The 13,216-nt window shown below is 72.9% G+C and carries 11 protein-coding genes; 7 read left to right on the top strand and 4 right to left on the bottom strand.

The window, feature by feature from the left end:
- Positions 1-273 precede the first annotated feature (273 nt).
- Positions 274-855 carry a putative immunity protein gene (locus ACFWI4_RS15880; protein ID WP_387195952.1) on the bottom strand — a complete coding sequence of 194 codons (582 nt, stop codon included), beginning with the start codon at positions 853-855 and terminating at the stop codon, positions 274-276.
- Between the two features lie 42 nt (positions 856-897).
- The gene (locus tag ACFWI4_RS15875) at positions 898-1,875 is read right to left on the bottom strand and encodes an alpha/beta fold hydrolase (RefSeq protein WP_387195949.1); all 978 of its coding nucleotides are present in this window, start codon (positions 1,873-1,875) and stop codon (positions 898-900) included.
- Between the two features lie 164 nt (positions 1,876-2,039).
- Here ACFWI4_RS15875 and ACFWI4_RS15870 point away from each other — a divergent pair, with 164 nt between their 5' ends.
- Together ACFWI4_RS15870 and ACFWI4_RS15865 are read left to right on the top strand one after the other, a co-directional pair.
- Positions 2,040-2,864: a helix-turn-helix transcriptional regulator gene (locus ACFWI4_RS15870; RefSeq protein WP_387195947.1), complete on the top strand. Its 825-nt coding sequence runs from the start codon at positions 2,040-2,042 to the stop codon at positions 2,862-2,864.
- A 206-nt stretch (positions 2,865-3,070) separates the two neighbouring features.
- A complete protein-coding gene (locus ACFWI4_RS15865; protein WP_387195945.1) occupies positions 3,071-5,596 on the top strand; it encodes a lysylphosphatidylglycerol synthase domain-containing protein in 2,526 nt (841 codons plus the stop codon).
- Positions 5,597-5,642: 46 nt separating this feature from the next.
- Here the strand turns inward: ACFWI4_RS15865 and ACFWI4_RS15860 are convergent, their stop codons facing one another.
- The gene (locus ACFWI4_RS15860) at positions 5,643-6,248 is read right to left on the bottom strand and encodes a CGNR zinc finger domain-containing protein (RefSeq protein ID WP_387195942.1); all 606 of its coding nucleotides are present in this window, start codon (positions 6,246-6,248) and stop codon (positions 5,643-5,645) included.
- Between the two features lie 145 nt (positions 6,249-6,393).
- On the opposite strand from ACFWI4_RS15860, the gene ACFWI4_RS15855 reads away from it, so the two are divergent.
- Positions 6,394-7,677 (top strand): MFS transporter, encoded by a 1,284-nt coding sequence (locus tag ACFWI4_RS15855; RefSeq protein WP_387195939.1) that lies wholly within the window; start codon positions 6,394-6,396, stop codon positions 7,675-7,677.
- Positions 7,678-7,811: 134 nt separating this feature from the next.
- On the opposite strand, the gene ACFWI4_RS15850 is transcribed toward ACFWI4_RS15855, so the two are convergent.
- Entirely contained in the window at positions 7,812-8,966 is a 1,155-nt protein-coding gene (locus ACFWI4_RS15850; RefSeq protein ID WP_387195936.1) for a ScbA/BarX family gamma-butyrolactone biosynthesis protein, read from the bottom strand.
- 122 nt (positions 8,967-9,088) lie between these two features.
- Here ACFWI4_RS15850 and ACFWI4_RS15845 point away from each other — a divergent pair, with 122 nt between their 5' ends.
- The 4 genes from ACFWI4_RS15845 to ACFWI4_RS15830 all read left to right on the top strand — a co-directional run bounded on the left by ACFWI4_RS15845 (position 9,089) and on the right by ACFWI4_RS15830 (position 13,022).
- A complete protein-coding gene (locus ACFWI4_RS15845; RefSeq protein ID WP_387195933.1) occupies positions 9,089-9,781 on the top strand; it encodes a ScbR family autoregulator-binding transcription factor in 693 nt (230 codons plus the stop codon).
- Entirely contained in the window at positions 9,778-10,740 is a 963-nt protein-coding gene (locus ACFWI4_RS15840) for an NAD-dependent epimerase/dehydratase family protein (protein ID WP_387195930.1), read from the top strand. The genes ACFWI4_RS15845 and ACFWI4_RS15840 overlap by 4 nt, the downstream gene beginning before the upstream one ends.
- Before the next feature lie 645 nt (positions 10,741-11,385).
- A complete protein-coding gene (locus ACFWI4_RS15835; RefSeq protein WP_387195927.1) occupies positions 11,386-12,039 on the top strand; it encodes a TetR family transcriptional regulator in 654 nt (217 codons plus the stop codon).
- A 179-nt stretch (positions 12,040-12,218) separates the two neighbouring features.
- The gene (locus tag ACFWI4_RS15830) at positions 12,219-13,022 is read left to right on the top strand and encodes a carbon-nitrogen family hydrolase (RefSeq protein ID WP_387196020.1); all 804 of its coding nucleotides are present in this window, start codon (positions 12,219-12,221) and stop codon (positions 13,020-13,022) included.
- The last annotated feature ends 194 nt before the right edge of the window (positions 13,023-13,216 follow it).

The raw sequence follows: 13,216 nt of genomic DNA, 5'->3' as shown, positions 1-13,216 counted from the left end.
CGTTCATGCCGACGTCACGACAGACGGCGGCGCGATCACGACCCTGCGTCAGATGACACCGTTCTGTCAACGCGTGGCAAAAAAGGACCCATAGGGCTACGGAATCGACACACGGTCGACGGGTGAATGGAACCCGGAGAAGGTCTGGACGGAATTGGCTGGGCGGGCCGGTGAGTCGGCTCGCACTGGTCCGCCCTATGCGGCGACCGCATTTCGAGATTGACCGGAAACCGCCACTTGGGGACGGCCGCGCTGGAGGGCACCGACGACAGCTCAGGCGAGCGGGTGCCGGCGAAGGCGGGCGTCCAGCAGGCGTGTCAGTTCACCCACCCGCCCACCGCCCTGCGGAGCCCCCGGGAAGCGTTCGAGCACCTCCACGACGGCCGGTGTCGCGCGACGCGCGGCTTGCCTGATGTGTTCGGCGCCGGTGTCCGGGGCGTAGCCGGCGACTCCGGCGGGACCCGGGACTCCCGCGGCGCCGACGGCGAGTTCGGCCGCTCTGGCCGCGTGGGCGGCCGCTCCGAGGATGTGCTTGACCTGGGTCGCCCGCGCCAGCGGATGCAGATAGGCGGCGCCCGCCGCGGCCATGGCCGCCCGGGCCGCCTCGCGCGCGGCCGCGGTCTCCGCGTCACCGGCGGCCTTGAGCGCCGCCCACGCCGTGTCGCGCAGAGCCTTTCCCCGCTCGCCGCCCCCAGCGAAGTCCCACGCGGCGGCGATGGCGTCCCGGGGCCGCGGGTCGTCCGGCCGGCCCGTCTCGAACAGCTCCAGGACCGTCTGCGCGCACGCCGCGGCGAACCCGGTGACCTCACGGAGGTCCTGCCCGGTCAGAACGATCTCGCTCGCGTCCCCCTGCATGCCCCCATTCTCCCCGCCCGGCGTGCGGGCCTTCGGGGCGTGTCAGGGGCGAAGGAACTCCGCGGCGGTTCCGCCCCAGGCCCGCAGGTCCTCCATGCTGTGGGCGACCTTCATCGTCGCGCCGGGGATGAGGGAGGCCAGCGTCTCGGCCGTCGACAGCGGGTGGCCGGGGTCCTGAGCCCAGGCGAGGATCAGGACCGGCAACCGCAGCCGTGCCAGCGACTCCTCGGCGGGCAGGTCCGAGGCGCCGACTCCGCGCAGGACCGGGGCGAGCAGGTGGTCCTCGACGTCGACCGGGAACGGGAATCCGGGTGCGCCCTGATACGGGGCGGGGACGGGGGCGGCGGCCAGCGCGGTGTCGACGGCCGTTCTTCCGTGCGCCTCCACCAGGTCGGCGAGCTGGTTGTAGGCGGCGGCCTGCTGGGGGCGGGTCTCCCAGGCCGTGGGGGGCGCCGTGAGCACGAGTCTGTCGAAGCGGTGAGGGGCCGTCACGGCGGCGTGGAGCAGCGTGGCGGTGCCCAGGGAGAGTCCGATCCCGGCGACCGGCGCGTCGGGAGAGATCACGTCGAGGAGGGCGAGGAGGTCCTGGGCGAGGTTGGGGAGACGGAAGTCCTCTGCGGCGGGCCGTCCGGTGGAGCGTCCGTGGCCGCGCGCGTCGTAGCGGACCAGGCGCCGGCCCGCGGCGGCCACGGGGTCCCAGTCGAAGGCGCCGGACGACTCGGAGGTCCCGCTGCTGCCGCACAGGGGGTGGGCCCAGACGGCGGCCGGTCCGTCGCCGCCTGTGTCGGTCCAGGCGAGGCGGGCGCCGGGGACGACGGTCTCGTTCCAGAGGCGCGCGTCGGGGGTGTCGGTCTTGAGCGAGAGGCGGGCGTCGGCGGTGGCGGTCTCGTGCGAGTGGCGGCCGTCGGCGGTGGCGGTTTCCTGCGCCGGGCGGGCGGCGGCGGTTTCCTGCGACGAGTGGGCGTCGGCCGTGGCGGTCTCGTGCGACGGGCGGGCGTGGGTGCGGGTTTCGTCGGACATGGGTCGATCATGTGGCCGGCGGGCGGTCGCGTGGCAGGCCGGGTCTCTCCCTGGGAGAGGTTCTCCTTGGAACCCGCTTGAGGCTTCCTCGGGACAGGTTCTCCCGGGCACAGCTTCTCCCCCGGACATGTTGTCCCCGGCGGGAATCGTGGCAGGCTGGGGCCGTGGATGGTGATCAGTTGGCGCAGTTCCTGCGCACACGGCGTGCGGCGGTCCGACCGGGCGACCCGACGGCGGGCCTGCGCAGGGTGTCGGGGCTGCGCCGCGAGGAGGTCGCCGAACGCGCCGGCATCTCGCCGGACTACTACACACGCCTGGAGCAGAACCGTACGAGCAGGCCCTCGGCGCAGGTCGTCGCCGCTCTCGCGACGGCACTCGACATGACCGAGGCCCAGCGTGCCCACCTGCACCGTCTCACCGGCCATCAGGCGCAGCCGTCACCGCCCCAGAACCTGGAACCCGAGCCCGCGTTGCTGCGCGTGCTGGACCAACTGCCCTCCACCGCGGCGCACATCATGACGGATCTCGGCGAGACCCTTGCGCAGAACGCCCTTTCCGTCGCCCTCTTCGGCGACGCTTCGCTGCACACCGGCGCGAGCCGCAGTACGTACTACCGCTGGTTCACCGATCCCACCGCCCGGAAGGTGTTCGCCGAGGAGACCCGCGACCGGGAGACCCGCGCCCGCGTCGCCGATCTGCGGGCCACATGGGTGCGCCGGTCCGATGCCGCGGCCCGGGAACTGGTCGATCGGCTGCGGCGCGAGAGCGAGGAGTTCGAGGGCCTGTGGGCCGCGCACGAGGTGGCGGCACGCTTCACGGAACGCAAGCGGATCATCGGGCCGACGGGTGTGCTGGAGCTGTACGCGCAGTTCCTCAGCGCCGGATCGCCTCATCAGGTTCTCGTGGTGTTCACTCCGGTTCCCGGCACGGACGCGGCCGGACGTCTGTCCCGTATCGGCGAGTTGTCGCAGGCCGCGGCGGGTACGTAGGGTGCTCGGGGCAGTTGGACGGCCGAACGGTCGAGGACGGTCCGGTGCGGACGAGACCGCGGGAAGGCGGAGACCACCGAACCGTTGAAGCGCGGGATCGTTGAAACACAAGACTGTTGAAGCGCACGACCCTTGAGGCGCGACCTTCGAGGCATGCCCCGTTGACGCGCACGACCCCTGAGGCACGACCGTTGAATGTACCGAGTGTGAAGACCGCGGTCCGCCCTGCCGAGGGGCCCCGCCCCGAAGCGCCCGCCGAGCGGCCCGGCGCCGACGAGCCACTGCCGGTGGCCCGTTTCCGCCGTCCGGCCGACCTGCTGCGCTTCGCCCTGGGCGTCTCCGGCATCGGCCTTCTCCTCATCGTGGCCTGGGTCGCGCAGGCCACCACGTCAGGCGTCGAGCACGACGTCTCCCGCAGCACCACCGCCCACGCGTCCCGCCTGCTCAACGGGTTCGTCGGCCTTCCCACCACCCTGGCCGTGCTCCTGGTCCCGCTCCTGTTCACCGTCGAACGGCTGCTCAGGCGTGACGGCGCACGGGTGGCGGACGGCGTGCTGGCGGCCGCGTTCGCCCAGGTCGTCTCGCTCTCGACCGGCCTGTGGGTGACGGCGTACGCACCGCTGTCCGTCCATGACGCGCTCACCCGGGCCGCACCCGTCGGCAGCATCCCCGACCCGGTGCACGGTTGTGCCGCGCCGGTCGTGGCGTTCATGACGGCGGCCGGCATGGCGCGGCGCCCGCACTGGCGGGCCGCGCTGTGGGCGGCGCTGGGCGTGAACGCCTTCGCGATGCTGGCCGGCGGACACACCACGCTGTCGTCGGTCGTGCTGGCCGTACTGATCGGCTGGAGCGTGGGCCGGGGCACTCTGTACGCCGTCGGCGCGCCGTCGGTACGACCCACCGCACTCTCGCTCCCGGCCGCACTGCGGCGGGCCGGCTTCCCCGCGGTCGCCGCGTGGCAACTCGACGGCGAACGAGGGTCCTTGCCCGCCGGACGTGGCCGCAGCTACCGCGTGACCTGCAAGGACGGCTCGCTCCTCGATGTCACCGTCGTCGACCGGGAGCAGCAGGCGCACGCCGTCATGCACCATGCCTGGCGCCAGCTGCTGATGCGACCGCTCGGTGAGGGCGGCGGTCTGCGGTCCCTGCGCCAGAGGCTGGAGCAGGAGACGCTGATGTCGTACGCGGCCGACGCCGCCGGGGCGCGCACGCCACGGCTGCTGGGCGCCTTCGAACTCGGCCCGGACGCGGTGATGCTCGTCCAGGAGCACGTCGAGGCGCGTGCACTGGACCTGCTCGCCGACGAGGAGATCGACGACGCCGTCCTGGACGAGGTCTGGGAGCAGGTGCGCATGCTGCACACACGGCGCGTCGCACACCGGCGCCTGACCGGGGACGCACTGCTGGTGGACGGCGCCGGCTCGGTGCTGGTCACCGGGCTGGGCCGCGGCGAGATCGCCGCCGGGGACATCCTGCTGCGGATGGACACCGCTCAGCTGCTGACGACACTGGCCCTGCGGGTGGGCCCCGAGCGCTCGGTGGCCTCCGCGACCCGGGTGCTGGGGCCGGACGCCGTCGCGGGGAGCCTGCCGATGCTCCAGCCGATCGCGCTCAGCCGCTGCACCCGGGCAACGCTGCGCCGGCTGGCCAAGCAACGCGCGGAACAGGAACGCCAGGCGCTGTCAGGCAAGACGGCTCCCGCGGACGGCGGGCCGGTGGAGTTCGTCCCCGAGGACGATCCCCTCGCCCGGATCCGCCGGCAGGTCCTGCTCGTGCGCCCACAGGCTCCCGTCGCCCCGGCCCGGCTGGAGCGGATCAGGCCGCGCACCCTGCTCACCCTGGTCGGCGGTGTCGCCGTCGGCTGCTATCTCCTGTCCCAGCTCGTCACCCTCGACTTCGGCGCTCTGATCGAGCAGGCGAACTGGACCTGGGCCGTTCTCGCGCTCGTGTTCTCCGCCCTGACCTATGCGGGGGCGGCGCTGAGCCTGCTCGGTTTCGTTCCCGAGCGGATCCCGTTCGGGCGGACCGTACTGGCCCAGCTCGCCTCGTCCTTCGCGCTGGCCCCGGCGGCCGTCGGCGGGATCGCCCTCAACACCCGCTTCCTCCAACGCAACAAGGTCAGGCCGGGGTTCGCGGTGGCGAGCGTGGGTGCCTCCCAACTGGCCAGCGCCGTGGGTCATGTGGTGCTGCTGCTCGTCTTCGGCTGCATCACGGGCACGCAGGACACCACCCTGCTCTCCCCCTCGAAGGCGACCACGGTCATCGGCGGACTGGGTGCCGCCACCGTGGTCGCCGCCGCGATCGCCGCCGTCCCACGGCTGCGGAGGTCGATCGCCGTGCGGGTACGGGCCCTGTTCTCTGGGGTGGTTCCGCGCCTGCTCGATCTGCTTCAGCAGCCGGCCAAACTGGTCACCGGCTTCGGCGGCATCCTGCTGCTCAACCTCTCCTACATCGCCTGCCTCGACGCCTCGGTACGGGCGTTCGGCCACTCCATCGGCTTCGCGCCCCTGGCCTTCGCCTATCTCGTGGGCAGCGCCGCCGGTTCGGCCGTCCCCACGCCCGGCGGGATCGGGGGCGTCGAAACGGCGCTCGCCAGCGCCCTCACCCTGGCGGGGCTGCCGGCGGCGACCGCGTTCTCCGCGGTGCTGCTCCACCGTCTGCTCACGTTCTGGCTCCCGCTGCTCCCCGGCTGGGCCGCCTTCAGCTACCTGATCCGCAAAGAGCTGCTGTAGGTCGCGGCTCGCGGGCTGTGGCCCCGCGACCGGATGTGACACAACATCAGGATCCTGTAACCGCGCCCTGCTTGGTGCGCCACGTGCTCTTCTTGGACTTGTTCCCGCACGTCTCCATCGAGCACCAGCGCCGATTGCCGGGACGGGACGTGTCCAGGAACCAGGCGGCACACTCGGGTCCGGAGCAGGCACGCACCTGGGCCAGGGCGGGAGACGTGGCCAGCGTGATGGCGTCGCGCGCGACGTCCGCCAGCACCGCGCCGACCTGGTCGTCGGCCCCGTAGACCGCGGAGCCCGTCCCGTCGAGCCGGGGAGCCGGAGTCGCCCCAGCGGCAACGGTGTTCAGCAACTCGCGCTCGGCCGCGGGGCATGAGGCCGCACCGCCGTTCCCGCGGGCGGACGTCAGCAGCGTATGGACCGCTTCCCGCAGTTCCCGTGCCCGGACGAGCACGGACGCGGCCGGAACGGCGACGGCCACGTCGGCGGGATAGGGGCCCAGCTGGGCCACCCAGTCGGCGAGATCGCGGACGGTGGCCAGTTCCTCGGTGGCGCCCGCCGTGCCGCGCAGTCGCAGGGTGCGCATGAAGTCGAGGCACAGCCGGCCCGCGCCGCTGCGAAATCGAGGAGTCGCGGGTTCGGAGGTCAGCGCCATGAGAACCACCCTACAAGGGAACCGGTTTAACTGGTACGTTGACGGAACCGGTTAAACAGGTTCCCAGGCAGGCGCGTGTGCGACCCCACCCGTCCCCACTGTGCCCCCCTCCTCCCTTCCGCCCCCTTCACGGCCGAGGTGCGCGATGCCCGACAGTCCTTCCCCTCCCCCGTCCTCGGCGCCGAGCCGGCCGCTGGTCCTGCTCTTGTCCATCGCCTGCGGCATCGCGGTGGCCAACGTCTATTTCCCGCAGGCGCTCAGCCCGCTGATCGCCGACGACCTGCACGTGTCCTCGTCGTCCGCGGCCCTCGTGGTCACCTGCACCCAACTCGGCTACGCCGCAGGCATCTTCCTGGTGGTACCGCTCGGTGACCGGCTGCGCCAACGCGGCCTGGTCACCACCCTGCTGCTCATCACCGGCTCGGGACTCGCCCTGGCCGCGACGGCCCCCTCCCTGCCCGTCCTGGCCATCGCCTGCGCGCTCGTCGGCCTGACCACCGTGGTCCCGCAGATCCTGATCCCCATGGCCGCGGGGCTGACCGACCCGCGGCGACGCGGCGCCGTCACCGGCACCCTGCTCTCCGGCCTGATCGGCGGAATCCTGCTCGCCCGTACGTTCTCGGGCACCCTCGGGCAATGGCTCGGCTGGCGCGCTCCGTTCCTGGTCGCGGCAGCCCTGGCGCTGGCTCTCGCCCTGGTGATGGCGGCGGCACTGCCCCGTACCGCACCGAGCACCCAGGAGTCCTACGGGAAGCTGCTCGCGTCCTGCGTCCAACTGCTGCGCAGCGAGCCGTTGTTGCGGAGGTCCTGCCAGTACCAGGCGCTCGTCTTCGCCGCGTTCAGCGCCGCCTGGACCGCGCTCGCGCTGTTCGTCACCGGCCCGCGCTACCACCTGGGGACGCAAGCGGTCGGCGTGATCGCCCTCGTGGGCGCGGCCAGTATGTTCGCCACCCCGGTCGCGGGCAGGCGCTCCGACCGGGACGGACCCGACGCCGTCAGCCTCGTCTGCATGATCGCGGCCATCGCGGCCGGGGTGCTGCTGCTGACCGGAAGCCTGGGCGGAGTCGTCGGACTCGTCGGCCTGGGGGCGGGCATGCTGCTGCTCGACGTGGCCGTGCAGTCGGGGCAGGTCGCCAACCAGGCCCGCATCTTCGCCTTGCGCCCCGAGGCCCGCGCCCGCCTCAACACCGCTTACATGACCTGCGCGTTCCTGGGCGGCAGCGCCGGCTCGTGGCTCGGCGTCCGCGCCTACAGCGCCTTCGGCTGGAACGGGGTGTGCGCACTGATCACGATCCTCGCCGGCCTCGCGCTGCTCCGTCACGCCCTCCGAGACCGATCGACGGCACCGGTTGCACCGGTTACACCGGTTGCACCGAGCAACGTGAGCACGGCTACGGAGACTCCGGCATCGCGTACGGGGCGAAGCTGATCCACGGGGCCGCGTCACGTACGGGTCGCGCCCTCCGACCTCACGCTCCAGGGATGCACCGAGCCGCGGACAGGCCGCGGGAACCTCACGGTTCCCGCGGCCTGCGCACTGCTCCGGCTGGAGAACCGGTGTGACTACGGTTGAACGGCGACCGGTGCGAGGGTGACGGTCGAGGTGAAGATGTCACGGTCGTTCTGGCGGGCCGTGACACGGACGCGGGAGCGGCCGAGGGAGTCGGCCTCGAGCATGTCGGCCGTGATCCAGCACGGGGCGTCGAGTTCCGCGTACCGGGTGAAGACGGACTCCATGCCCACGGCGACGGTCGGCGCGGGGTGGGTCAGAGCATGGGCCGCCTGGCGCGCGGCTTCGAGCAGCAGCATGCCTGGGGCGTGATCCACCGCGTGGTCGAAGAGGATCGGGTGGGTGGTGTCCGTCCGCAGCTGCCAGAGGTCGGGGGTGGATGTGGGAGACAGCACGACGTCCTCGAAGCCGTCCCGGCCGACGGGCCGCGGGGACATCGGGGGCGACAGCGGCAGGACACGGACGGCGCCGAGGTCGGCGTACCGGCCGCGCAGACGCTCGTAGACGGCACGGTCCTGGATGGTGAAGCGGGAGTGCGCGGCGGCGAACGGCACGCCGTCGCGCAGGACCTCGACGCTCAGGGCGATCGCGGCGGCGCGTTCACGGCGATAGGTCACCTTCGGGCAGGTGATGCGCAGTTCGACGAGGACGGGCGCGGGGTCCGACCCGGCGCGCAGGGCCGCGGGGGCTTCGGGGACCTCGGTGGGTTCGGGGCCGGCGGGTATCTCCGGGGCCGGGGCCACGAGGTGCCAGTCGAGGTCCTGCCACAGGAGCTGGTGGCCGAGCGGTACGGCGTAGGCTCCGTGGGAGAGCAGCGGCAGGGTCTGACGGATCGTCTCGCTCAGCAGCATGGGGTCGAGCAGGCCGTGGCGCGTGCGGTAGAAGGCGTGGTCGCCGGGCCATTGGGCGGTGACGGTGAAGGCGTCCGGTCCGGTGCGCTCCCAGGCCCGGAGCAGCACCTCCTCCGGGCGCGTCTTGTGCGTGTAGCTCTGCGGTACGGGTGCGGGTGAGCCTGTGGTGTACCCCCCGGCAGTGGTGGTGTGCGCCCCGGCGGCGGCGGTGTGCCCCCCGACGGCGGTGGCGGCGAGTCCCTGGGCAGCGGCGATGGCGTGCCCCTGGACGGCGGTGGCGGCGTCTTCCCCGACAACGGTGGTGACGTCTTCCCGGACAGCGTTGGTGACGTGTTCCCGGACAGCGTTCGACGGCATGACTGAAACTCCCCCTGGGTTCAGCACGGATGGAAGGCCGGTCCCGTTTGGTCTCTCGGGCCCGACTCGAATAACATAGAGGTCGTTCTTTTTGTTTGTCGAGGGGATCAGGAGGCCAATCGATGGCGCGTCAGCAGGAGCGTGCGGTGAGGACCCGGGAAACTCTGGTGCGCGCCGCCGCCGAAGTCTTCGACGAGGTCGGTTACGACGGTGCGAGCATCAACAAGATCCTCGAACGGGCCGGAGCCACGACCGGGGCCATGTACTTCCACTTCAAGTCCAAGGAGGAACTGGCCCGCGCGGTCATCCTGGAACAGGCGGCCGATCTGCGGCTTCCGGAAGGAAGGGGCGGTCTCCAGCAGCTCCTGGACATGACCGGCTACCTGGCGGTCGAGATGCAGCGCAACATCCTCTTCCGCGCGGGCGTACGGCTCGCGGTGGAGCAGGGAGCCACCGGACTCCAGGACTACGCGATCTACGAGTGGTGGGCCGACCAGTTCCGACAGGAGCTGGAGCGGGCCCGCGAGATGGGGCAGATCCTGCCAGGCGTCCAGGAGGCGGAGTTCGCCCGGGTCCTGGTGGGCGCCTACACCGGAACGCAGATCATGTCCCAGATCTCCACCGGCCGGGCCGACCTGCCCGAACGCATCGCCTCCATGTGGCGATGTCTGCTGCCGGCGCTGGCGCCGGCCGAGGTCATCGCGGAACTGGACCTGTCCCTGTACAGCGGGACCGCCTCCGACGCCAAGTCCGGAGCCGGTGCCGACGGCGACGGCGACGGCGACGGCGACGGCGGGACGGAGCCGCCCGCGTGAGACCCCTGGAAGTGCTGCTCACCGGCGCCACCGGATTCGTCGGTTCCGAGGTCCTGCGCACCGTGCAGCGCGAGCACGCGGACGGGCACGGGCGGCGCATGAACGTCCGCGCCCTCTCACGGACCGCGCCGCCCGGCGGAGCGGACACCCCCGGCGTGTCCTGGGTGCCGGGGGACCTGTCCGACCCCGCGTCGCTGCGCGGCACGGCACGCGGAGCGGACGTACTTGTCCACCTCGCCTCCCGCGTCTCCGGCGGTCAGGAGGCGTGCGAGGCGGTCAACGTGCACGGCACCCGGGCACTCCTGGAGGAGGCCCGGCGTGCCGGCGTCCCCCGGATCGTGCACCTGTCCACCGCGGCGGTCTACGGACCCGGTCCGCACCGCGGGATCGCGGTCGACGGGGTGCGTCCCGCCCCTGTCTCCCCGGCCAGCGTCACCCGGCTCGCCGGGGAACGTCTCGCCCTGGAGGCGGGGGCGGTCGTGCTGCGGCCCGGGCTCGTCCTCGGCGCCGGTGACCGCTGGGTGGTGCCGGCCCTCGCCGAGCTGCGCTCCAGGGTCCCGGCCCACTGGGACGGCGGCAGCGGCATGCTGTCGGTGGTCGACGTCGCCGACCTGGCCCGCCTGATCGTCACGCTCGCCGGGACCGCCACCCCGTCGGGCCCCGCGGTGCACCACGCGAGCCATCCGGTGCCCGTGAGCAACCGCGAACTCATGGCCGCACTGACCGAGCGCGGCCTGCTGGACCCGGTGACCGCCGACTGGTCCTGGGAGAACTGTCTGCGGCGGCTGCGCGAGGTGCCGGGAACCATGAGCGAGCGTCAGTTCTCGCTGCTGGCACGCGACCACTGGTACCGCAGCGAGGAGATCTGGCGGATCACCGGCTGCCCCGCCGGCCCCGGCCCGCTGGCGCGTCTCGCGGAGTCCGCGTCCTGGTACCGCGTTCACCTGGCGGCCGGATGAGCGATGCGTGGGCGCCGTACGGGGGATGCGCGCAAGGTGCCAAAGTCGTCCGGCAGGTGCGCGAGCGGGGCGGCGGCGGCCCGGGGCGCCGATAGGCTCCGGGGCACATAAGCACCGAAGCAAGCACCATCGTCAGCAAACGCCGTCGTCGGCGAACACCATCGTCAGCAAACGTCATCGCCGGCGAACACCGTCATCAGCATGCGCCGTCATCGTGTCGCCCGGTCCGGGCAGTCCCGTCGGGGCGCGGGTGTCGCGGGACTCGGGATCCGAGGCCCCGGCGACCACCGCCGGCAGGGGGACGGGGAGCACCCACGCCCCCGCCCCACCGGCGGACCGCAGCCACTCACCCCTTGCCACCTGCCCGTTCCCGACTGCCACTGCCAACTCCCCACAGCCCAGAGCCAGTAGACGGCGAGGGCGGTCGGCAGATGGCCGGCGGAGGTGGCTCGGGTGCCGCCGGGGCCGTCCCCTCCGCCGTGCGGCGCGTGGCACCGAACCCACCGGACCGCTCCGGCCCGACCGGCGCAACGCCTTCTAGCAGCCCGGAGGAATCGTGCAGCCCGGTCGATACCAGCGAACCCTTCTGCCGCCGGCCACCCCCGTGATACGGGACCGGCGCTGTCGCGGCACGGAGGCCCCGGCATGGTGAGACAGCTGCGGGCCGAGCAGACCCGCCACGCGCTGATCGCCGCCGCCGCCGAGGAGTTCGACCGGCACGGCTACGCGGGAACCTCCCTGTCACGGATCTGCCGGACGGCCGGCACCACCATGGGCGCGCTCACCTTCCACTTCCCGACCAAGGGTGACCTGGCGGACGCCGTGCGCGCCGCCGGGGACGCGGCGACCCTCACCGCTCTGCGCCCGCTCTCCGCCGTACCGCGCCCCGGGATCCAGGCGGTCATCGACCTGACGCTGGAACTCGCCCTGCTGCTGGAGCGGGACGTCACCGTACGGGCGGCCGGACGGCTGGCGCAGGAGCAGACGGCCGGTCCGGCGCGGCGGCCCGCGGAGTGGGTCTGTGTCCTGAGGGCCCTGCTGGAGCGGGCCCGCGTCGGGACGGACGGGATCAGGGTGCCGTGCGACGGGGAAGTGCGCGACATGGAACTGCTGGTGGCCTACCTGATGGCGGGCGCCGAGGCATCGGTGCGCTCCGGGGCCGAAGGCGGCAGCGTGTCGCGGGAGTTGCGCGCGCTGTGGGCGTTCCTGGCCTGCGGCCGGCTCCACGCCGCCCTCGCGGAGAACTCCGCTACCACCGGCGACGCTTCTCCCTCCGGGAGCGCGGACGCGGCGCGCTGAGGTCCTCGACCCTCGCACTGGCGCACGCAACTACCTTTCCGGTACGCCCCGTTCGCCTCGGCGGCGATCCTCCCCGGCCCCGACCTCATCCCCTCCCCACGCATCCCCTCACCTGCGCGAAGACGTTCACAACCCACAGGCACCTCACGGAAACGGATTCCACCATGGACGGTACGACGGTGCGCGCGGCGCTCCTTCAGATCGATGTGAACCCCGGCGAATCGGCCGGCGCCCGCCGCGAGCGGGTGGCGGACCTGGTCCGGGCCGAGCACGCGGCGGAGCTGGTGGTGCTGCCCGAGCTGTGGCCCGTCGGAGCCTTCGCCTCCGAGCAGTTCGAGACCCACGCGGAACCACTCGCGGGCCCGACGGCCGCGGCGATGGGGGCGGCCGCCCGTGACGCCGGGGTGTGGCTGCACGCCGGCTCTTTCGTCGAGCGGTGCGCGGACGGGGCGTTGCGCAACACCTCGCTGCTCTTCGGACCCGACGGCAGCCTCCAGGGCACGTACCAGAAGATCCACCGCTTCGGATTCGACCGCGGCGAGGCCGCCCTGATGGCGGCCGGGCAGGAGGTCGTCACCGTCCCGCTGCCCGGCACCGGGCTGACCGCGGGCCTGGCCACCTGCTACGACCTGCGCTTCCCCGAGCAGTTCCGGCTGCTCGTCGACGCGGGCGCCGATCTCCTGGTCGTCCCGGCCGGGTGGCCCGCGCGGCGGCGCTCCCACTGGTCGCTGCTGGCGCGCGCCCGTGCGGTGGAGTCCCAGGCGTACGTCCTGGCCTGCAACACCGCGGGTACGCACTCCGGGGTGGAACAGGCCGGGCACAGCGTGGTCGTCGACCCGTGGGGCGAGGTCGTCGCCGAGGCGGGCGCCGGGGAGCAGGTGCTGCGGGTGGAACTGGACCCGACGCTGGCCGCCCGGACCCGCGAGGAGTTCCCGGTGCTGCGGGACCGGGTGCTGGGCGTGCCTGTGCCGCAGCCCGCGTAGGGGCTCACGGAGTCGCGAGGTCCCGCTTGAGGACGTTGGATCCGGGGCCGCGCGCCGACGGGCTCAGCCCTCCCCGGCGCCCGGCCCCCGATATCCCGACCCGCTCGCGATGGCGAGGTGACGGTGACGGTGACGGTGACGGTGACGGTGGCGGTGGCGGTGGCGGTGGCGGTGGCGCACGGTACGCCCGTAGC

Origin of the sequence: Streptomyces sp. NPDC127038, assembly GCF_042725875.1 — a bacterium.
In the GTDB taxonomy this organism is placed as follows: domain Bacteria; phylum Actinomycetota; class Actinomycetes; order Streptomycetales; family Streptomycetaceae; genus Streptomyces.
Note: the sequence above shows the minus strand (reverse complement) of the source record. Positions and strands in the feature narration are given on the sequence as shown.